The 20,184-nt window shown below is 74.4% G+C and carries 18 protein-coding genes and 1 pseudogene; 17 read left to right on the top strand and 2 right to left on the bottom strand.

Annotated elements, in window-relative coordinates; genetic code table 11:
* Positions 1-9 precede the first annotated feature (9 nt).
* From ACU610_RS12910 to lhgO, 9 genes are read left to right on the top strand one after another with little or no spacing between them, the layout of a single operon-like run.
* Complete coding sequence (locus tag ACU610_RS12910) at positions 10-1,224, top strand: CaiB/BaiF CoA transferase family protein (protein ID WP_446768110.1); 1,215 nt, start codon at positions 10-12, stop codon at positions 1,222-1,224.
* 2 nt (positions 1,225-1,226) lie between these two features.
* Positions 1,227-2,009, top strand: a complete 783-nt coding sequence (locus ACU610_RS12905; protein ID WP_446768109.1) for an enoyl-CoA hydratase-related protein — start codon at positions 1,227-1,229, stop codon at positions 2,007-2,009.
* On the top strand, positions 2,006-2,476 hold the full coding sequence (locus tag ACU610_RS12900) for a PaaI family thioesterase (RefSeq protein WP_446768108.1): 471 nt from the start codon (positions 2,006-2,008) through the stop codon (positions 2,474-2,476). Before ACU610_RS12905 ends, ACU610_RS12900 begins: the two co-directional genes overlap by 4 nt.
* A 32-nt stretch (positions 2,477-2,508) precedes the next feature.
* A complete protein-coding gene (locus tag ACU610_RS12895) occupies positions 2,509-3,492 on the top strand; it encodes a Bug family tripartite tricarboxylate transporter substrate binding protein (RefSeq protein WP_446768107.1) in 984 nt (327 codons plus the stop codon).
* Entirely contained in the window at positions 3,489-4,031 is a 543-nt protein-coding gene (locus ACU610_RS12890) for a tripartite tricarboxylate transporter TctB family protein (RefSeq protein ID WP_446768106.1), read from the top strand. The genes ACU610_RS12895 and ACU610_RS12890 overlap by 4 nt, the downstream gene beginning before the upstream one ends.
* 17 nt (positions 4,032-4,048) lie before the next feature.
* Positions 4,049-5,623, top strand: coding sequence for a tripartite tricarboxylate transporter permease (locus ACU610_RS12885; protein ID WP_446768105.1), 1,575 nt, complete (start codon positions 4,049-4,051; stop codon positions 5,621-5,623).
* Between the two features lie 11 nt (positions 5,624-5,634).
* On the top strand, positions 5,635-6,120 hold the full coding sequence (locus ACU610_RS12880) for an AbrB family transcriptional regulator (RefSeq protein WP_446768104.1): 486 nt from the start codon (positions 5,635-5,637) through the stop codon (positions 6,118-6,120).
* Entirely contained in the window at positions 6,117-7,253 is a 1,137-nt protein-coding gene (locus ACU610_RS12875) for a CaiB/BaiF CoA transferase family protein (protein ID WP_446768103.1), read from the top strand. The genes ACU610_RS12880 and ACU610_RS12875 overlap by 4 nt, the downstream gene beginning before the upstream one ends.
* Positions 7,250-8,479 carry an L-2-hydroxyglutarate oxidase gene (gene lhgO / locus ACU610_RS12870; RefSeq protein WP_446768102.1) on the top strand — a complete coding sequence of 410 codons (1,230 nt, stop codon included), beginning with the start codon at positions 7,250-7,252 and terminating at the stop codon, positions 8,477-8,479. The genes ACU610_RS12875 and lhgO overlap by 4 nt, the downstream gene beginning before the upstream one ends.
* Positions 8,480-8,756: 277 nt before the next feature.
* Here lhgO and ACU610_RS12865 read toward each other — a convergent pair whose 3' ends face one another.
* Complete coding sequence (locus tag ACU610_RS12865; protein ID WP_446768101.1) at positions 8,757-9,431, bottom strand: TetR/AcrR family transcriptional regulator; 675 nt, start codon at positions 9,429-9,431, stop codon at positions 8,757-8,759.
* Positions 9,432-9,523: 92 nt separating this feature from the next.
* Here ACU610_RS12865 and ACU610_RS12860 point away from each other — a divergent pair, with 92 nt between their 5' ends.
* From ACU610_RS12860 to ACU610_RS12830, 7 genes and pseudogenes are all read left to right on the top strand, one after another.
* Positions 9,524-11,668, top strand: a complete 2,145-nt coding sequence (locus ACU610_RS12860; RefSeq protein ID WP_446768100.1) for an acetate--CoA ligase family protein — start codon at positions 9,524-9,526, stop codon at positions 11,666-11,668.
* A 49-nt stretch (positions 11,669-11,717) separates the two neighbouring features.
* Entirely contained in the window at positions 11,718-12,455 is a 738-nt protein-coding gene (locus ACU610_RS12855; RefSeq protein WP_446768099.1) for an enoyl-CoA hydratase/isomerase family protein, read from the top strand.
* A gap of 63 nt (positions 12,456-12,518) precedes the next feature.
* A complete protein-coding gene (locus tag ACU610_RS12850; protein ID WP_446768098.1) occupies positions 12,519-13,652 on the top strand; it encodes an acyl-CoA dehydrogenase family protein in 1,134 nt (377 codons plus the stop codon).
* Positions 13,649-14,713 carry an acyl-CoA dehydrogenase family protein gene (locus tag ACU610_RS12845; protein WP_446768097.1) on the top strand — a complete coding sequence of 355 codons (1,065 nt, stop codon included), beginning with the start codon at positions 13,649-13,651 and terminating at the stop codon, positions 14,711-14,713. Before ACU610_RS12850 ends, ACU610_RS12845 begins: the two co-directional genes overlap by 4 nt.
* Positions 14,599-16,125 (top strand): annotated as a pseudogene (locus ACU610_RS12840) (UGSC family (seleno)protein). The gene ACU610_RS12845 and the pseudogene ACU610_RS12840 overlap by 115 nt, the downstream one beginning before the upstream one ends.
* Complete coding sequence (locus ACU610_RS12835; RefSeq protein ID WP_446768096.1) at positions 16,122-17,183, top strand: hypothetical protein; 1,062 nt, start codon at positions 16,122-16,124, stop codon at positions 17,181-17,183. The pseudogene ACU610_RS12840 and the gene ACU610_RS12835 overlap by 4 nt, the downstream one beginning before the upstream one ends.
* Positions 17,176-18,210, top strand: coding sequence for a hypothetical protein (locus tag ACU610_RS12830; RefSeq protein ID WP_446768095.1), 1,035 nt, complete (start codon positions 17,176-17,178; stop codon positions 18,208-18,210). Before ACU610_RS12835 ends, ACU610_RS12830 begins: the two co-directional genes overlap by 8 nt.
* 163 nt (positions 18,211-18,373) lie before the next feature.
* Here the strand turns inward: ACU610_RS12830 and ACU610_RS12825 are convergent, their stop codons facing one another.
* Entirely contained in the window at positions 18,374-19,474 is a 1,101-nt protein-coding gene (locus ACU610_RS12825) for a transglycosylase domain-containing protein (protein WP_446768094.1), read from the bottom strand.
* A 106-nt stretch (positions 19,475-19,580) separates the two neighbouring features.
* On the opposite strand from ACU610_RS12825, the gene ACU610_RS12820 reads away from it, so the two are divergent.
* Positions 19,581-20,174 carry a TIGR03086 family metal-binding protein gene (locus ACU610_RS12820; RefSeq protein WP_446768093.1) on the top strand — a complete coding sequence of 198 codons (594 nt, stop codon included), beginning with the start codon at positions 19,581-19,583 and terminating at the stop codon, positions 20,172-20,174.
* Positions 20,175-20,184: the final 10 nt, after the last annotated feature.

Below are 20,184 nucleotides of genomic sequence, written 5' to 3'. Positions count from 1 at the left end.
AAGGAACACATGCTTCCCCTCGACGGATTCCGGGTGCTGGACCTGACCCGCTTCCTCTCCGGCCCCTACTGCACGATGGTGCTGGCCGAGTTCGGCGCGGACGTCATCAAGATCGAGCAGCCTGTGACCGGCGACGACTCCCGTCGCATGGCCCCGAAGGTGAACGGTGAGAGCTACCCGTTCGCCATGCCGAACCGCAGCAAGCGCAGCGTCTCGCTCGACCTGAAGACCGAGCGCGGCCGGGAGCTGTTCCTCGAGCTGGTCAAGACCGCGGACCTCGTCATCGAGAACTTCCGCCCGGGCGTGGTCAAGCGGCTGGGCATCGACCACGAGTCGCTGAAGGCCGTCAAGCCGGACATCCTGTACTGCTCGATCAGCGGCTTCGGTCAGACCGGCCCGTACCGCGACCGTCCGGGCTTCGACATCATGGCCCAGGGCGTCGTCGGCTTCATGCGGATGACCGGCGAGCCGGGTGGCAAGCCGGTCAAGGTCGGCATCGCCATCAACGACATCGCGGCCGGCGTCACCGCCGTCTACTCGATCCTGGCCGCGGAGATGAACCGCCGGGCCACGGGTGAGGGCCAGTACATCGACATCTCACTGGTCGACGCGGGGCTGGCGTGGACCGTGTGGGAGTCCGGCGCGTTCTTCGCCGACGGCGAGGTCCCGCAGGCGACCGGTACGCGGCACCGGCGCTCGACGCCGTACCAGGCCTACCGCACCGCCGACGGCTACGTGGTCATCGGCGCCAACAACGACCGGCTCTGGCTGCGCCTCCTTAACGACGTCCTGCAGAAGCCCGAGTGGGCCGAGGACCCGCGGTTCGCCACGCTGCCCGACCGCATGGCGAACATCGACGAGCTCGAGCGCGAGATCGAGGCCATCACCACCACGGCCACGACCGAGGAGTGGATCGAGCGGCTCGACCGTGCCGGCGTCGTCGGGGGGCCGGTGCTGACCTACGACGAGGCGCTGCGCGACGAGCACGTCCTCTCCCGCGACATGGTGGTCGAACTCGAGCACCCGGTCATCGGGCCGATGAAGACGATCGGGCCCCCCGCCAAGTTCTCCGGCCTGGACTTCAGCGTCCGCGGCCCGGCTCCCTGGCTCGGCCAGCACACCGCCAGCGTCCTGCAGGAGGCCGGCGTCGACGAGGGCGAGATCAAGGAACTGTTCACCGAGGGCGTCCTGTTCGACGCCCACCCCGACCTGCAGGAGCGCTGACCGTGTCCGACCACCTCCTCGTCGAACGCCAGGGCGCGATCGCCACCGTGGTGCTGAACAAGCCCGCGGCGCACAACGCGATCAGCATCGACATGTACCGCGACCTGCCCGGCCTGGTGGCGGACCTCGACGCCGACAAGGGCGTCAAGGTCGTCGTCTTCCGCGGGGCCGGCCAGAAGGCCTTCGCCTCGGGCGCCGACATCAGCGAGTTCGAGCGGGAGCGGGGCAACGCCGAGGCGGCCCGCAACTACAACGAGCACGTCGCCGCGGCCGAGCGGGCGATCGAGGGCCTGACCAAGCCGACGATCGCGATGATCCACGGCTACTGCATCGGCGGCGGTGCGGGCCTGGCGCTGTCCTGCGACATCCGGTTCGCCGACGAGCGTGCCCGCTTCGCGATCACGCCGGCGAAGCTGGGTCTCGTCTACAGCCTGGAGTCCACCAAGCGCGTGGTCGACCTCGCCGGCCCCTCGCGGGCCAAGTGGATCCTCGTGTCGGGCCAGCAGATCCAGGCCGAGCGGGCCTTCCAGCTGGGGCTGTTCGACGAGCTGTACCCGGTGGAGGAGCTCGAGAAGGCCACCTACGAGTTCGCCGAGCTGATCACCACGCGGGCGCAGTTCAGCGTCCGCATGGGCAAGGAGATGGTGCGCCGCGTCGTCTCCGGTCAGCTGCAGGACGACGAGGAGACCGTCCGCATCCGCAACTCCTCGTTCGACACCGAGGACTACGCGGAGGGCGTCCGCTCCTTCCTCGCCAAGCGTTCCCCGCGGTTCACGTGGTCGTGACCGGGGACGGGGTCCCGGTCACCGGGGCGGATCCCGTCGAGCGGGCCCGGATCGCCGCGGCCGACCCGACCGCGCAGTTCGGTTCGTTCTTCCTGTCACGGTTCCTGGACCTCCACATCAGCTACGACGACGAGGCCCAGACCTGCCAGGTCGTCCTGCCGTACGCCCCCTACCTGTGCAACCCGCAGGGCACGGTGCACGGCGGGGTCATCGCGACCGCCATGGACATCTCGATGGGCCACCTGTGCCACCGGTTCCTGTCGACGGCGGTCACGATCGAGATGCAGTTCCGGTTCTTCCGGCCGCTGGCCGGGACGGGACGCATCGAGGGCCGGCTCCTGCGGCCCGGACGGCGGCTCGTGCACCTCGAGTCACGCCTCTTCGACGAGCACGACACGTTGGCGGCGTTCGCCGTCGGCTCCTGGCACCGAATGGACTCGGGCCAGCCCACCCCTCGACGGTCCTGATCCCGGCAGAGTCGCCGGCTGGAGGTATCGCAGTGCGCATCAAGAAGATCACCGCGCTCGCCGCGGCTGCCCTGACCATCCCGCTCGCCGCGTGTGGCGCGGGGGAGGCCGGTGGCGGCGGGGGTTCGGCGGAGGACTACCCGTCGGAGACGCTCGACTGGACCATCGCCTTCGGTCCGGGCGGCGGCAACGACATCATGGCGCGGACAATCGTGGACATCCTCCAGCAGGAGGAGCTGTACCCCGGCAACATCGAGGTGCAGAACCGCGAGGGCGGCAGCGGCGCCACCGGCTGGGGCTACCTGTTCAGCCAGGCCGGCTCCGGCTACGGCGTCTCCACCACGTCGGGGTCGTTCATCACGACCCCGCTGCAGGCCGACACCGGCTGGCAGCCGACCGACTTCACGCCGGTCTGCCTCTTCGCCACCGACGACGCCCTCCTGCTGGTCCCCGGCAGCAGCCCGATCCAGACGTGGGAGGACTGGGTCGCGGCCGCCGAGGGCGAGCGGCTCGTCGTCGGCGGGATCGGGACCGTGAACGTCGACTTCATCGTCAGCTCCATGCTCGCCGAGCAGGCCGGCTACGAGGTCGAGTACGTGCCCTTCAACGAGGAGGGCCAGCTGCAGACCTCGCTGCTCTCCGGTGCCGTCGACGCAATGATCTCCAACCCCGGCTCGATCCTGGGCCAGGTGGAGGCTGGCGAGGTGCGGCCGCTGATCACGACCGCCGACCAGCGGCTCGAGGCGCTGCCGGACGTCCCGACCACCGAGGAGCTCGGCTTCGAGAACATCCCCTCGATGCCGCGCGGCATGATCCTGCCGCCGAAGGCACCGGCCCAGGCGCAGGACTGGTGGATCGAGACGATGCAGCAGGTCGTCGAGACCGAGAAGTGGCAGAGCTACGTGGAGGAGAACTACCTCACCGAGGACCTGCGCTGCGGTGAGGACTTCACCGAGTACCTGACCGAGACCCAGGGCCAGTTCCGGGAGATCCTCGAGGAGCAGGGGGCGCTGTGACCTCCGCTCCCCTGAGCGGGACACGTCCGGTGGGGCGGATCGGCTGGCGCCGCCCCACCGGCAGGTCCCTCTTCCTCGCGGTCCTGCTGGTCGTCCTGGCCGTCTACACCGAGATGGCCTTCGAGCTGGAGTGGCGCACGGCCGCGGGCCGCATCGGTCCGGGCTTCTTCCCCCGGATCATCGGCGTCCTGTCGCTGGCGATCCTCCTCTGGGCCCTCGTCCAGAGCCTGCGGCCCGGCGCCGTGGACGCCGAGGACGACTGCGGCGAGGACGAGGTCGGCGACGCCGACCTCGGCCGGCACCCGATCCCGCTGCTGCTGTTCACGGCGGCCGCGGCGGTCTTCCTGCTGGTCTTCTTCCTCCCGCTGGGGATGATCGTCAGCTGCGCCCTCTTCCTGCTGGTGACGCTCTTCCTGCTCAACCGCCGGCAGCCGCTCGTGAACGTCGTGATCGCGCTCGCCATCCCGGTGCTGGTCTACCTGCTCTTCCAGACCCTGCTCAACGCCGGGCTGCCTGCCGGCCTCCTCCCACGCTTCTGACCTGGAGTCACACCGTCGTGGACGTCTTCAACGATCTCGGCCAGGGCCTCCTGGCCCTCCTCACCGTGCAGAACGTGCTGCTGCTCGGGGCCGGCGTGCTCATGGGCATGGTGGTCGGCGTCATGCCGGGGCTCGGCCCGTCGGCCGGCCTGGCCATCCTGTTGCCGATCACCTTCACCCTGGACCCGACCGGTGCGGTGGTCATGCTGGCCGCCGTCTACTACGGCGCGATGTACGGCGGCACGATCACCTCGGTCCTGATCAACACGCCGGGTGAGTCCGCGACGGTGGCCAGCACCTTCGACGGCTACCCGCTGGCCAAGCAGGGCCGAGCGGGGCCCGCGCTCGTCATGGCGGCCGTCGCGTCGTTCGTCGCCGGCACCATCGGCGCCGTCCTGATCAGCGTCGCGGCACCGGTCACGGCGGCCGTGGCGGCGACGTTCGGCCCGCCCGAGCTGTTCCTCGTGGTGATCCTGGGCCTGCTGACCCTGATCGTCATCGTGGGCAAGAACCGCCTGCTCGGCGCGCTGTCGGCGCTGCTGGGCTTCGGCCTGGCAACCGTCGGCATCGACATCGGCGGCGGTCAGCAGCGCTACACCTTCGGCTCGACGGAGCTGATCAACGGGATCGACTTCATCCCGGTCGCCATCGGCCTGTTCGGCGTCGGCGAGGTGCTGCACACCCTGTGGCGGGGCGGCCACCTCGAGAAGCTCGGCTACTTCAGCGTGAGTGCCCGCGGCAAGGGGTTCTGGCCGACCAGGCAGGACCGGAGGGAGTCGCGCGGACCCATGCTCCGGGGCTCGCTCCTCGGCTTCGTCGTCGGCACGACACCCGGCGCCGGGGCCACCGTCGCGTCGCTCATGTCCTACAACCTGGAGAAGTCGATCTCCCGGACGCCGGAGAAGTTCGGCAAGGGTGCCATGCCCGGCCTGGTCGGGCCCGAGGCGGCCAACAACGCGGCGTCGGCCGGCGCGATGGTGCCGCTGCTGACCCTGGGCATCCCCGGCTCGGCCGCGACCGCCGTGCTCATCGGCGGCTTCCTGATGTGGGGGCTGCAGCCGGGGCCGCTGCTGATGGAGCAGAACCCCGAGTTCGCCTGGGGCCTGATCGCCAGCATGTACCTCGGCAACGTGATGCTGCTGCTGGTCAACGTCTTCTGCATCCCGGCGTTCGCGAGCATCGCCCGAGTGCCGTTCCGGATCCTGGCGCCGATCATCCTGGTGGTCTGCGTGGTCGGGACGTACACGGTCAACGGCAGCGTCATCGAGGTCGGCATCATGCTGGTCTGCGGCGTCCTCGGCTTCTTCATGCGGCGCCACGGGTTCTCCCCGGCGGCGCTGGTGATCGCCCTGGTGCTCGGTCCGATGGGCGAGGAGACGCTGCGGCAGACGCTGCTCATCTCCGACGGCAGCTGGGGCATCTTCCTCGAGCGCCCGACGTCGGTGGCGCTCATCGGCGTGATGGCGTTCCTGGTCCTCGTGCCCCTCCTGGTCCCGTACGTGCGGCGCGTGGTGCGGGCCCGGCTCGACGCCATCGGGCAGCAGCGCCGGCAGGCCCAGGCGTCGCCGGAGCGCGATCGGACGACGGTGTGAACTGGGCCTCGGTGGCGACCACCCTGGTCGCGGCGCTCGCGGGCGCCGCACTGGCCACCCTGCTGAAGCTCCCGGCGGCACCGCTGCTGGGCGCGATGGTGGGCGTCGCGGTGGTCAAGCTGTCCAGCGAGCTGACGTTCGAGATCCCGGGCGCGGGCCGCTGGGTCGTCTACGTCGCGGTCGGCTGGCTGCTCGGCCAGACGGTCACCAAGGACGCGCTGACCGTCCTGAAGGACAACGCCGGAGCCGTGCTGCTCTGCGTGGCGCTGTTCCTGCTGTTCGGCCTGGCACTGGCGTGGGGGCTGTGGCGGTTCACCGACCTCGACGTGCACACGGCGCTGCTGGCGACCGCACCCGGGGGGATCGCCCAGATGGGGGCGCTGTCGGCCGAGGCGAAGGTGAACGTGCCGCTGGTCCTGTCCGTGCACGTCCTCCGGATCACCTCGGTGATCGTGCTGATGAGTCTGGGACTGAAGATGATGGGAGGACGGTCATGACCGGCCCACTGAGCGGTGTCCGGGTGGTGGACCTCAGCCGGGCCCTGGCCGGGCCCTACGCGACCATGATGCTCGCCGACGCCGGCGCCGACGTGCTGAAGGTCGAGCCGCCGGCGGGGGACGACAGCCGCGGGTGGCTGCCGTTCGTCGACCGGGACGGGCAGCGCGAGTCGGCGTACTTCCTGGCCGCCAACCGCGGCAAGCGGTCCGTCCGGCTCGACCTCAAGACGGAGGACGGCGCGCGGCGGCTGCGTGAGCTGTGCGCCGACGCGGACGTCCTGGTGGAGAACTACCGGCCGGGGCTGATGGACCGTCTGGGCCTGGGTCTGGAGACGCTGCGAGCGGCCAACCCGCGGCTGGTCACCCTCTCCATCACGGGGTTCGGCTCCGGCGGGCCGGACGGACACCGGGCCGGGTTCGACCAGATCGTGCAGGCCGAGGCGGGACTGATGAGCCTCACCGGAGCGCCCGAGGGCGAGCCGACGCGGGTGGGCCTGCCCATCGCGGACCTGCTGGCCGGCATGTTCGGCGCCTTCGGGGTCACCGCCGCGCTCAAGGAGCGAGAGGCGACCGGGCTCGGCCGGGCGGTGGAGACCTCGCTCCTGGCCGCCGTCGTGGGGGTCCACGCCTTCCACGGTTCGGGCTGGCTGGCAGCGGGGGTCCCGCCGGTCCGTACGGGCAACCGGCACCCCTCGATCGCGCCCTACGGCGTCTTCCCGTGTGCCGACGCGTCGATCGTCGTCGCGGTCGGGTCGGAGAGCCTGTGGCGCCGGTTCGCCGTCGTGGTGGGCCTGGATCCCGACCGTCCCGACATCGCCCGGAACGACGACCGGGTGCGCAACGTGCACGCCCTGGAGGCCGAGATCGGCGAGGCGCTCTCCGGGTGGAAGGCCGACGACATGCTGGCCGAGCTCGAGACGGCCGGAGTGCCCGCCGGGCGGATCCGGACCCTGCCGGAGGTCTACGCCTGGGAACAGGTGCGCCACCTCGGACTGGTCCACGAGGTCGTCCACCCGACGCTGGGACCCGTGTCGGTCCCGGGCTCCGCGCTGCGCATCGACGGCGCACCCGCGGTGAGCCCGGTCGCGCCCCCGGCCCTCGGCCAGCACGAGAGCGAGGGAGCCGGGTGGTGACCGGTCCGCGGATCGCGGTGGTCGGCGGGGGCATCGTGGGTGCCGCCGTCGCCCGGCGGCTGGTGAGCGTGCAGCCCTCCGCGCGGGTGACCATCCTCGAGAAGGAGGAGGGCCTGGCCCGGCACCAGACCGGCCGGAACAGCGGCGTGGTCCACGCCGGGCTGTACTACACCCCCGGCTCCCTGAAGGCGCGACTGTGCCGACGCGGGGTGGGGCTGCTCCGGGAGTTCTGCGCGGAGCGCCGGATCGCCTACCAGGAGATCGGCAAGGTGCTCGTCGCCCTCGACGCGGCGGAGGAGGCGCGGCTCGGCGACATCGAGGACCGGGCCCGCGCGAACGGGGTCCCGGGGGTCCGGCGGATCGACGGGGACGAGCTGCGGGCGATCGAGCCGCACGTGCGCGGCATCGCCGGGCTGCACTCGCCGACGACGGCGATCGTGGACTTCCCCGGTGTGACCGGAGCCCTCGCTGCCGACGTGGTCGACCGCGGCGGTGAGGTCCGCCTCGGGTTCGAGGTCACCGGGTTCACCGAGCGCGGCGGCGGGGTCCGGGTGAGCGGGCGGGGTGCCGACGGCGCGCTCGTGGAGGAGCTGTTCGACACCGTGGTGGTCTGCGCCGGGCTGCAGAGCGACCGCGTCGCCGAGCTGGCCGGTGACGTCGCCGAGCCGCGTGTCGTCCCCTTCCGCGGCGAGTACTACCTGCTGCGTCCGGAGCGGCGGCACCTGGTGAGGGGGCTCGTCTACCCGGTCCCCGACCCGCGCTACCCGTTCCTGGGCGTGCACCTGACGCCGCGGGTCGACGGGGCGGTCATGGTGGGGCCGAACGCGGTCATGGCACTCGCTCGCGAGGGGTACTCCTGGACCGACGTCTCGCCGCGGGATCTCGCCGCGACGGTCGCCTACCCCGGGTTCCGGACGTTCGCCCGGCAGCACTGGCGCACCGGGATCAGGGAGATGGTGGGCTCGCTGAGCGCGCGCGCCTTCGTGGCGGCCGCCCAGCGGTACGTACCGGAGCTGCGGCTGGCCGACGTGGTCCCGGGGCCGCGGGGCATCCGGGCACAGGCCCTGGACCCGGACGGGAGTCTGGTCGACGACTTCCGGATCAGCCGGCGTGGCTCGGTCGTCGCGCTGCGGAACGCACCGTCGCCGGGAGCGACCTCCTGCCTGGCCATCGCCGAGTACGTGACGGACCTGGTGCTCGGCACCGAGACGGCGGGCGCGGCCTGAGCACGGTCCGCGCCCACCCGCGTCGCCGGCTTCTGGGCACCGCGTCAGGACGGGCTCCCGGTCGGTGGCGGACCGTCCTCTCCGCATGCTCAGCCCTTGCCCCGCACGGTGGGCAGAGGGAGAAGGAGGCGGGGCCTCCTCACCGGCATGCTCAGCCCTTGCCCCGCATGGTGGGCAGGGGGAGAAGGAGGCGGGGCCTCCTCACCGGCATGCTCAGCCCTTGCCCCGCATGGTGGGCAGGGGTCGAGGATCGGCGGAGCAGGTCAGCGGAGTCTGGTCAGCTGCGCACGGGCAGACCGAGGGCTTGGGCCCACAGCCGGGTCAGCGTGGCGACGAGCCGCTCCTCCTCGAAGTCGCCGTCGAGGACCAGCCAGTAGTGCACCGCGCCGTTGACCATGGCCACCAGCGCGTGCGCGGCGTACTCGGCGTCGAGGTCGGCGGCGACCAGGCCGTCGCGCTGGAGCTGCTCGATGCTGTGCCGGACCCGGCCGACGTTGCGCTCCCGGGCCGCCCGCCGCTGCGTGCGGACCTCCGGGTCGAAGGTGGTCACCTGCTCGAAGAGCGCCATGAGCGCGGTGTTCTGCCGGTACATGGCGACGAACCGGCGGTTGGCCTGGTCGATGCGGTGCACCGCCACCTCGGCGGGCGAGCCGTCCGGCGGGCCGGCCTCGCCGCGGGTGGCCATCGAGGCGTAGAGGTCGTCCATCGTCTCGGTCACCAGCGCCCGGAAGACGGCGGTCTTGGAGCCGAAGTAGGTGTAGAAGCTGCCGTGCGCGACGCCGGCGGCGGCCGAGATGTCGGTGACGCGGGCCTCGAGGAAGCCGTCGCGCTCGAAGACCTCGCGGGCCGCGGCGAGCAGCCGGGCGCGCATCCGGCGACCGCGCTCGGTGGTCGGCAGGGCCGGTGGCGCGGTCGTCCGGGCGTCGCCGGGGGACGGGTCGGCAGCGGGCACGGCCACCTCCGGCAGCAGTCGTTGACATTGACGTCGACGTCAACTTAGCTGCCCTGAGACCACCTGTCGTCCCCCGAGGAGGCGTACGCCCGATGACCGCGCCGACGCCGCAGCCGCACGACGACGGGCTGCAGGCGCTGCTGCGGCCGCGCGGGATCGCGCTGCTGGGCATCTCGGGGCGGTCGGAGAACCTGATGTCCCGGCCGCTGCGCTATCTGGTCGAGCACGGCTACGAGGGCGGCATCTACCCGGTCAACCCTAACTACGAGGAGCTGGTCGGGCGGCGCTGCTACCCGACGCTGGCCGACGTCCCGGGCCCGGTCGACCTGGTGCTCGTGCTCGTCGCCGCCGACCGGGTCGAGGACGCCGTCCGGCAGGCCGCCGCGGTCGGCGCGCGGGCGGCGGTCGTCTACGCCTCCGGGTTCGCCGAGGTCGGCCCCGAGGGGGTGGCGCTGCAGCAGCGGTTGGCCGCGGTGGCGCGGGAGACCGGCGTCCGCGTCGTCGGGCCGAACTGCCAGGGCTTCCTCTACGCGCCCACCGGCGTGGTGGCCACCTTCACCGCCGCCGCCGACCGGCCGCTGACCTCCGGCAGCGGCGTCGCCTACGTCGGGCAGAGCGGTGCGGTCGGCGGCTCGGTGCTCGACCTCGCCACCGACATGGGGCTGGGCCTGGCGGCGTGGTTCAGCACCGGCAACCAGGTCGACCTCGACCTGACCGAGGTCTCGCTGCACCTGCTGGCCGACCCGACGGTGCGGGTGCTCATGCTCTACGTGGAGGCCACCGGCGACGGCGCGGCCTACGCCGAGCTGGCCCGCCGCGCGCAGGAGGCCGGCAAGCACCTGGTCGTGCTGCGCTCGGGGCGCTCCAGCGCCGGGCGCCGGGCGGTGGCCAGCCACACCGGCTCGATGCTCGGCGACGACGTCGCCTTCGTGCTCACCTCGCGGCGGCACGGCGTGGTGCTGGTCGACGACATCGACGAGCTGCTCGCCGTCGCCGCGGTGCTGGCCGCCGGGAAGCCGGCGGAGGGGACGCGGGTCGCCGTCGTCACCACCTCCGGAGGGGCCGGCAGCCTGGCCGCCGACCAGTGCGAGGACGTCGGCCTGCAGCTGCCCGAGCTCTCGGCCGCCACCCAGGCGCGGCTGCGCCCGCTGATCCCGCCCTTCGGCGCGCTGGCCAACCCGGTCGACGTGACCGCGCAGCTGTTCAACCGGGGCGCGCACGCCTTCGGCGACGTCTGCCGGATCATCGCCGAGGACGACGCGGTGGACGTCGTCGCCGTCCTCGTGACCATGGTCGTCGGTGACGCCGGCGCCCGGCTGGCCGAGGACCTCGTCGCCACCGCCGCCAAGCTGCCCTGCCCGCTGCTGGTCGGCTGGATCGCCGGGCAGGAGCTCACCGTCGAGGGGCGCTGCGTGTTCCGGGAGGCCGGCGTCCCGGTGTTCGGCTCGGTCGGCGACCTGGCCCGGGTCGCCGCGCGGCTGGCGCCGCCGGTGCGCCGCGGCACCCCGCCGCCGCTGCCGCCGGTCCCCGAGGTCCCGGCCGCGGAGGTGCGTGCGCTGCTCGCCGCCCCGGTGGTCGACGGCGCCGCGCTGCTGCGGACGATCGGGATCGCGCAGCCGTCCTCCACGCTGGTGACCACGCCGGAGGCGGCGCGTGAGGCCGTCGCCGCGCTGCCCGGCCCGGGCGTGCTCAAGCTGGCGGCCGCGGACCTGGCGCACAAGAGCGAGGTCGGCGGCGTGCGGGTCGGCGTCGGCCCCGACGAGGCGGCGGGCGTCTTCACCGAGCTGCTCGACGCCGCCCGGCGGCACCACGTCCCCGAGGTCGAGGGGGTGCTGGTGCAGGAGCTGGTCCCGCCGGGCACCGAGCTCATCCTCGCGGTGACCGCCGGACGCGACGGCTTCCCGCCGGTGGTGACCGTCGGCCTCGGCGGGGTGACCACCGAGCTCTACCGCGACCTCGCCTCGGCGCTGGCGCCGGTGACGCCGGAGGAGGCGTGGGCGATGCTGCGCGGCCTGCGCGCCTGGCCGCTGCTGGCCGGCTTCCGCGGCGCCGAGCCCGCCGACGTGCCGGCCGCGGTCGACGCCGTCGTCCGGCTGTCACAGGCGGCGCTGGCCGCGGGCGACCGGCTGGCCGAGTTCGAGGTCAACCCGCTCATCGTCGCGCCGCGCGGGCGGGGCGCCACCGCCGTCGACGTCCTGGTCCGGACCACCGGCTCGCGGGAGCCGGTGGGCGAGTAGGCAAGCTCGGTCGGCAGACCAACCCCACCAGAGAGGCAGGACACCCCCCGTGGGACAGATCCAGTTGGAGCGGGACGGCGGCGTCGCCGTGTTCACGGTCGACTCTCCCGAGGTCAAGAACGGGCTCACCCCGGAGATGGGGCTGCAGCTGTCGGAGCTGTGCGACGAGGTGGACGCCGACCCGGCGATCGGCGCGGCCGTCGTCCGCGGGGCCGGCGGCACGTTCTGCTCCGGCGCCGACCGCCGGCGCTGGACGCCGGGCAGCGACCAGGCCGAGGACAAGACGTACAAGGAGCTCGGCGCGGTCTACACCGCCTTCCGCCGCGTGGGCACGCTGCAGGTGCCGACGATCGCCGCCGTCCGCGGCGCCGCGGTCGGCGCGGGCATCAACCTGGCGCTCTCCACCGACCTGCGCATCGTCGCGGAGGACGCCCGACTGCTGGCCGGCTTCCTGCGCATCGGCCTGCACCCCGGCGGCGGCTACTTCACGATCAGCTCCCGGACGGCGGGACGCGAGGCCACCGCCGCGATGGGTCTGTTCAGCGAGGAGATCGACGGCGTGCGCGCCGCGGAGATCGGGCTGGCCTGGAAGGCGGTGCCCGACGACCAGGTCGAGGACCTCGCCCTCGAGCTCGCCGGCCGCGCGGCGAAGGACCCGGAGCTGGCCCGGGAGGCGGCCCGCTCCTTCCGCACCGAGTCCGGCCCGCCCGGGATCGGCTGGGAGGCCGCCCTGCACTTCGAGCGGGCCACCCAGATGTGGTCCCAGCGGCGGCGCGAGACCGCCTGACCCGACCCCCGCCGGGTCGGCGACGTGACCCGGCCCGGCGGGGCCCACCCCAGGAGGGATGCCGTGCAGTTCGCCCCGACCGTGCTCACCCCCGCCGAGGAGGCGCTGCGCGCCGAGGTGCGCGCGTTCCTCGCCGCCGAGCTGCCGACGGACCAGAGGCCCGCGCTCGGCTTCGCCGGCCGGCACGACCCGGAGTTCTCCCGCGCGCTGGCCAAGCGCGGCTGGGTCGGCATGGCCATCCCGCCCGAGTACGGCGGGCACGGCCGCAGCGCGGTCGACCGGTTCATCGTCGCCGAGGAGCTGCTCGCCGCGGGCGCACCGATCGGCGCGCACTTCGTCGCCGACCGGCAGACCGCGCCGGCGCTGCTGCACTTCGGCACCGAGGAGCAGCGCCGGCGGTTCCTGCCCGGCATCGCGGCGGGGGAGGTCTACTTCTCCCTCGGCATGAGCGAGCCCGACTCCGGGTCCGACCTCGCCTCGGTGCGCACCCGCGCCACCCGGGTCGAGGGCGGCTGGACGGTCACCGGCACCAAGGTGTGGACCAGCGAGGCCCACCGCAACCACTTCTTCGCCGTCCTCTGCCGCACCTCCCCGATGGAGGAGGGCCGCAAGCACGCCGGCCTGTCCCAGCTGATCGTCGACCTGTCCGCGCCCGGCGTGCGCATCTCGCCGATCCCGTACCTCGACGGCAGCCACCACTTCAACGAGGTGGCGCTGGAGGAGGTGTTCGTCCCCGACGACATGGTGCTCGGCGAGCTCGGCAGCGGCTGGCAGCAGGTGACCAGCGAGCTGGCCTACGAGCGCAGCGGCCCCGACCGCTGGCTGTCGACCTTCCCGGTGCTGCGCGAGTGGCTGCGCGAGCGCCCCGGCGTCACCGACGACGAGGCCGTCGTCCTCGGCCGGCTGGCCGCCCGCTTCCGGGCCGTCCGGCACCTGTCGCTGTCGGTCGCCCGCGCGCTGGACGGCGGGGCGGCGCCGGCGGTCGAGGCCGCGCTGGTCAAGGAGGTCGGCACCCGCTTCGAGCAGGACCTCGTCGAGGCCCTGCGGGACGCCGCCGAGACCGAGCTCGACCAGGGCTCCGGCTCGCTGTTCCGGTCGCTGCTCGCCGAGGCGGTGCTGACCTCGCCGTCGTACACGCTGCGCGGCGGCACCACCGAGATCCTCCGCTCCGTCGCCGCGAAGGGACTGGCCGCATGAGTGACGACCGCACGATGCTCACCGAGGTCGCGACCGGCCTGTTCGGCGACCGGTGCACCCCCGAGGACGTCGTCGCCGCGGAGGCGACCGGCTGGAGCGAGCGGCTCTGGGGCGCGCTGAGCGAGTCCGGGTTCCCTGCGGTGTCGGTGCCCGAGGAGGCCGGCGGCTCCGGCGGGGACGTCGCCGACGCCTGCGCGCTGCTGACCGTCGCCGGCCGGTTCGCCGCTCCGGTGCCGCTGGCCGAGACCGGGCTGCTCGCCGGCTGGGCGCTGGCCGCGGCCGGGCTCGAGCTGCCCGAGGGCCCGCTGTCGGTGGCGGTCGGCCGGCCCGAGGACACCGTCCGGCTCACCGGCCGGCGCCTCACGGCGCGGCTGTCCCGGGTGCCGTGGGGCGGGCGCAGCACCCGGGTGGTCGCCTTCGCCGAGAGCGGCGGGCAGCGCGTCGTCGTCTCGGCGCCCACGGCCGCAGCGAGCGTCACGCCCGGCCGCAACCTCGCCGCCGAGCCGCGCGACACCCTCGTGTGGGACGACGTCGAGCTGCCCGAGGACGCGGTGGCGCCGGCGCCCGACGGGGTGGACCGCGCGGCGCTGCGGCTGCGCGGGGCGCTGGCCCGCTCGGCGCAGATCGCCGGCGCGCTGGCCCGGGTGACCGAGCTGAGCGTGCGCTACACCGGCGAGCGCCAGCAGTTCGGCCGCCCGGTGGCCCGCTTCCAGGCGGTGCAGGCCCACCTGGTGACGATCGCGGAGGAGGCCCAGCTGGCCGGGCTGGCGGCGCAGGTCGCCGCGATGAACGCCCGGCCGGACCCCTCGTTCGACGACGTCGCCGCGGCCAAGGCAGCGGCCGGCGAGGCGGCGACGGTCGCGGCCCGGGCCGCCCACCAGGCCCACGGCGCGATCGGCATGACCAAGGAGTACGAGCTCGGCCAGCTCACCCGGCGGCTGTGGTCGTGGCGCGACGAGTTCGGCGGCGAGCGGTACTGGAGCCGGGAGCTGGGCCGCCGGCTGGCCGCCGAGGGCGCCGACGCGCTGTGGCCGAGCATCGCGAAGGGGCTGGCGGCGTGAGTGCCGACTGGGACGTCGCCGTCGTCGGCGCCGGTCCGGCGGGCCTCGTCGCCGCCCGGGTCGCCGCCGAGCGGGGGCTGCGCGTCGTGGCCTACGAGCGGATGAGCCCCGGCGGGCAGCTGGTGAACCTGACCGCGCTGCACGGCCACCCCGGCGGAACCGGTCCCGAGCTGACCGCGGCGCTGACCGCCGCGGCCGAGGACGCCGGGGTCCGTCTGGCGTACGCCGAGGTCGGCCGGGTGCACCCCGGGACGCCGGCCCGGCTGGAGACCGGTGACGGCGAGGTGACCGCGGGCGCGGTGGTGGTCGCGACCGGGCTGTCCGCGGGGCGCCTCGGCGTGCCGGGGGAGGAGGCGCTCGTCGGCCGCGGGGTCTCCACCTGCGCCGGCTGCGACGGGCCGCTGTTCCGCGGCCGCGCGGTCGCCGTGGTGGGCGACGACGAGTGGACGGCGGAGGAGGCGCTCGAGCTGGCCGGCTCCGCGTCGGCGGTGACCGTGCTGGTGCCGGGGGAGCCGCGGTGGTCGGCGGCGCGGGCGACCCGGCTGGCGGCCGAGGAGCGGGTCGAGGTGGTGACCGGCGCGGCGGTCACCGCGCTGCGCGGCGAGGGCGTGCTGTCGGGGGTCGTCGTCCGCACGGCCGACGGCGAGCGGGAGCTGGCGGTCGCGGGGGTGTTCCCGTTCGTCGGGCGGCGCGGTCCGGTGGGCCTGGTGGCGGGGCTGGCCGCCGACGCGGACGGCCGGCTGGTCCCGGCGGACGGCGTACTCGTGGCCGGCGACGCGCGCGCCGGGGCGGAGCAGTCGCTGGCCGCCGCCGAGGCCGACGGCCGGGCCGCCGGTGAGGCCGCGGTCGCGGCACTGGCGGCGGACACCGGGTCGCTGCGCATCGTGGACCCCACGTACGGCGTGCTGCCCGAGGACGACGCCGGGCCGGTGGCGGCCGCCGCCAGCACGGCGACGTGGACCGACGTCGCGCTGTTCACCAACTCCAAGCCGAACGCGACCGAGCTGCTGCGCGGGCTGGGTGCGCGGCTGCAGGCGCACTGGGAGCTGCCGGACCTGGGCTTCGCGGCGAAGGACAGCGCCTCGGTCCCGGCCGGGAAGGACCAGATCGACTGGCTGTCGCAGCGCTTCAAGATGGTGCTGGTGGCGGTCGGCGACTAGGGCTCGTGCTCGTCGTGGAGTCTCCACGACTCGGTGGAACTGGAGCGGCGCGGCGTCGTGGCACCCCTGGTGGTGACCGAGACGTTCCTGCCGCTGGTGCAGGCGCAGGCCCAGGCGCGCCGCGTGCAGCCGCGGCTCCTGGTGGTGCCGCACCCGGTGGGCGGGCTCAACGCCGACGAGCTGGCCGGGCGGATCGAGGGCGCGGCGGCCGAGCTGATGCGGATGGCCGACGAGGCGAGGGGGAGCGCGTGAGCGAGCTCGCGAGCCCACCGGTGTGGCACGGCAGCGCCGGGGTGCTCGACCTGCCCGGGGTCACCGAGGAGAGCTGGCAGGAGGAGGCGTACCGCCGCGGCTGGGGCGACGGCCTGCCCCTGGTGGCCCCGACCGCGGCCCGGGTGGCGGCGGCCCTCACCGCGCTCGACGGCATCGACCTGGAGCTCGGGCCGCTGCCGCCGTCCGGGCTGGTGCCGACCCGCGAGAGCTTCGCGGCCAACGCGGTGATGGCCGGCTGCCGGCCGGCGGACCTGCCGGTGGTGCTCGCCGCCGTCCGCGCGCTGCAGGCACCCGAGTACAACCTGCACGGCGTGCTGGCCACGACCCACCCGTGCGCGCCCTTGGTGGTCGTGAACGGCCCGGTGCGCGGCGAGCTCGGCGTCAACTCCGGCACCAACTGCCTGGGCCAGGGCACCCGGGCCAACGCGGTCATCGGCCGGGCGGTGCAGCTGGTCACCACGCACGTCGGCGGGGCACGGCCGGGGGTCATGGACCGGGCGACGCAGGGCGGTCCGGCCAAGTACACGTTCTGCTTCGGCGAGAACGAGGAGGAGAGTCCGTTCCCGCCGTTCTCGGTGCGCCGCGGGTTCGCGCCGGGGGAGTCGGTGGTGACGGTCGCGGCGACCGAGGGGCCGCACAACGTCAACGACCACGGTGGGACGACGGCCGAGGACCTGCTGCTCACCATCGCCGGGACCATGGCCCAGCCGGGGTCGAACAACGTGTACGTGAAGGGCCCGCACTTCCTGGTGCTCGGTCCGGAGCACGCGGCCACCTTCGCCCGCGACGGGTGGACGGCGGAGGCGCTGCGGGACGCGCTGTGGGAGCGGGCGCGGATCCCGGTGTCGAAGGTGTCGGAGGCCAACCAGCGGCAGTTCGAGGACTGGGGCGTGGTGCCCGACGGGAACGCGTACACGGTGAGCACCGGCCCGGAGATGCTGCACGTGCTCGTGGCCGGGGGAGCGGGGAAGCACTCGGTGTGGATCCCGTCGTTCGGGGCGACGGCGGCGGTGTCGCGCGCCGTGCCGCGTGCCTGACCGGCCGCTGGTCGAGCCCGACTGCGACCCCGTCGCGGTGGCGGCCGAACTGCTCGCCGCCGGCCACGGCGACGGGCTGCCGGTGGTGCCGCCGACCGCCGCCCGGCTCGCGGCGATGGTGGACGGCGTCGCCGAGCCGGACGCCGTCCTCGGGCAGGTGCCGCCGCTGTTCGGCGAGCTGACCGTGCGGGCGGTCGCCTGGTACGCGGTGCTGGCCGGGTGCCGGCCGGCCGAGCTGCCGGTCGTGGTGGCCGCGGTGCGGGCGGCGCTGGAGCCGCGGTTCAACCTGCTGGGCATCGCGACGACGACCGGCGCGCCGGCCGTGGGCGTGCTGGTGCACGGCCCGGTCGCGCGCCGGATCGGGATGACGTCGGGCGCGGGCGGGCTGGGCACCGGGAACGGGGTGAACGCCGGCGTCGGGCGGGCGGTGTCGCTGGCGCTGGCCGGGATCGGCGGGGCGACGGCCGGCCTGACCGACATGGCCACGATCGGCTCGCCGGCGAAGTACACCTGCTGCACGGCGGAGGCGTCCCGCCCCCTGCCCTCGCTGGCCCAGCGGCGCGGGCTGGGGGTGGACGTCGACGCGGTGACGGTGATCGGGGTCGGTGGGCTGCTCGAGGTGCTGCCGGGCGAGGGGTACCGCGAGCCGCCGTCCGTGCTGGGGCCGGCTGCGGCGGCGATGGCGGGCGCGGCGATGGCAGGCGGGGACCCGGGGCGCTTCCGGGACGGCGAGCAGTTCCTCCTGCTGCCGCCGGAGCTGGCCGCGCTGATGGGGGAGCAGGGCTGGGGCGCCGACCGGATGGCCGGGTTCCTCTTCGAGGCGGGCAACGCGCTGCTGCAGGCGTCGGCGTCCGCGCTGGCGTTCCGCGCGGGGGTACCGGCCTACGCCGCCGGGGGCCTGCGGGTGGCCGCCTCGGCGGACGACGTCCGGGTCGTGGTCACCGGCGGGGCGGGCGTGAAGATGGCACTGCTACCGACCTGGGCGGGCGGCTCACGCTCGGTGACCGCCGCCGTCCGGCCGCTCTGACGACGAGCGCCGAGCCCGCCACTGGAGGTCCCTCCGGCAACCTCACCCCCTGCCCCGCACTGTGGGCACGGGCTGAGTTGCGTCAGCCCCTGCCCCGCAGTGTGGGCACGGGCTGAGCCGCGTCAGCCCCCGCCTCGCACTGTGGGCAGGGGGTGAGGTCGCGTCAGGCAGTGCCCTCGGTGGCGATCAGGTCGGCCACCACCTGCGGCCGGGTCGAGCAGTCGTCGCCGGAGGGCGCCTGCTCGCTGGCCAGGCCCGTCACGCCGGCGTCCTCGACCGGCTGGAAGCCCAGGCGCTCGATGTGCCGCGGCACCCGCTTCTGCGCGTTGATCACGTGCGAGCGCGAGAGCCAGCCCTGGCCGTCGGCGACGTCGAAGTCCAGGCCGCCGCCGGGCGCGCGCTGCACGTGGCCGGGGGAGGGCAGCAGCCCGACCAGCTGCACGGCCTGGTCCACCGGGAGGTCCTGCGGCGGGCGGTCGAAGTAGTACCAGCTGGCCGCGCAGACCCCATACAGCGACGGCCCGAACTGCGCGTAGTTGACGTAGAGCTCGAGCATCCGGCGGTCGTCGACCGCCAGGGCCAGCTCCGCGGACAGCCCGGCCTCGACCGCCTTGCGCCAGGCGCTCATCTCCTGGTTGAGGAAGAGGTTCTTGGCGACCTGCTGCGGGATGGTCGAGCCCGACGGGTCCTCTCCACCGGAGAGGTGCGCCTGCGCGCGGGCGAGCATCTCGTCCCAGGTGAAGGCGCCGGCGCGGTAGGGCAGCTTGGCGTCCTCGTGCGCGATGACCGCGGCGAGGAAATTGCGCGAGACGTGCTCGACCGGCACCGACTGCTGGATCGCGCCGTTCGGGTTGGCCGCCATGAACGCCGTCGTCGGCGGGTCGACCCAACGCAGCGACACCATCACCAGCGCCTGGACGACGAAGCCGACCGCGAGCACCTTGGCCACCCGCCGGGCGAGCTGCTGACGCGTGCGGGAACGGGGCCGGTCCGGGTGGTCGTCGCGGTCGCGCCGTCCGTCGGCCGGGCGCGGTTCCTCTCGGTCGCGGCGGCGCCCCCGGCGTCCGGAGCGCTCCTCCGGCGGCGGGCCGTAGCCGTCGTACCCGTACCGGTCCGCGGCGTCGTCCCACGGGGAGCGCGGCGGGACCGGGGTGGAGCCGTCGTCGTATCCGGACCAGTCCTCCGCGGGCCGGTCGGCGGTCGTGGTGCCACGGGTCCGGCGACGGCGGACGGCGGACCAGCGATCCAGTGAGCCGTGCGGCATGGGGCGGTGTTCTCCCTGGTGGACGCGAACCGTCATGGTACGGCGGCGGAACGTGAGGACCGGGGAAGAGCGCTGAGTTCTGTGCCACCGGCCGGTCTGCCCTCGCATGGGGACGACACGGCTGGACCTCGCTCCGCAGGCGGCCGAGGTGGCCCGGGTGGTGACCGGCATCCGCGACGACCAGCTCGGCGACCCGACCCCGTGCGCCGGCACCCCGGTCGCCGGGCTGCTCGCGCACGTGGTGGGCCTGACCACGGCCTTCCGCATGGCCGCGCTGAAGACGCCGGTGCCCCGGCAGGCGTCTGCGTCGCCCGACGACCTCCCGCCCGACTGGCGCACCCGCATCCCCGCGCAGCTCGACGCGCTGGTGGCCGCGTGGCAGGAGCCGTCGGCGTGGGAGGGCACCGCGGAGGCCGGCGGCGTGGTCATGCCCGCCCCGGTCGCGGCCACCGTCGCGCTCGACGAGGTGCTGGTGCACGGCTGGGACCTCGCCGTCGCCACCGGGCAGCCGTACACGGCCGATCCGGCGTCGGTGGCGGCGTGCACGGAGTTCGCCGCGCAGGCCGCCGCCCAGGGGCCGACGCCGGGGTTGTTCGGCCCGCCGGTGCCCGTGCCCGACGACGCACCGCCGCTGGACCGGCTGCTCGGCCTCACCGGCCGCGACCCGGCCTGGCGCCCGCCGGCCGGAACGACGTCCTGACGACGGCCGC

This window comes from Geodermatophilus sp. URMC 61 (genome assembly GCF_052931555.1).
Note: the sequence above shows the minus strand (reverse complement) of the source record. Positions and strands in the feature narration are given on the sequence as shown.

Bases quoted from the DNA above. Each gene is read 5' to 3' on its own strand.
- ACU610_RS12910 (WP_446768110.1), top strand. From the start codon at position 10: ATGCTTCCCCTCGACGGATTCCGGGTGCTGGACCTGACCCGCTTCCTC.
- ACU610_RS12875 (WP_446768103.1), top strand. From the start codon at position 6,117: ATGACCGGCCCACTGAGCGGTGTCCGGGTGGTGGACCTCAGCCGGGCC.
- ACU610_RS12860 (WP_446768100.1), top strand. From the start codon at position 9,524: ATGACCGCGCCGACGCCGCAGCCGCACGACGACGGGCTGCAGGCGCTG.
- ACU610_RS12845 (WP_446768097.1), top strand. From the start codon at position 13,649: ATGAGTGACGACCGCACGATGCTCACCGAGGTCGCGACCGGCCTGTTC.
- ACU610_RS12825 (WP_446768094.1), bottom strand. From the start codon at position 19,474: ATGCCGCACGGCTCACTGGATCGCTGGTCCGCCGTCCGCCGTCGCCGG.
- ACU610_RS12820 (WP_446768093.1), top strand. From the start codon at position 19,581: ATGGGGACGACACGGCTGGACCTCGCTCCGCAGGCGGCCGAGGTGGCC.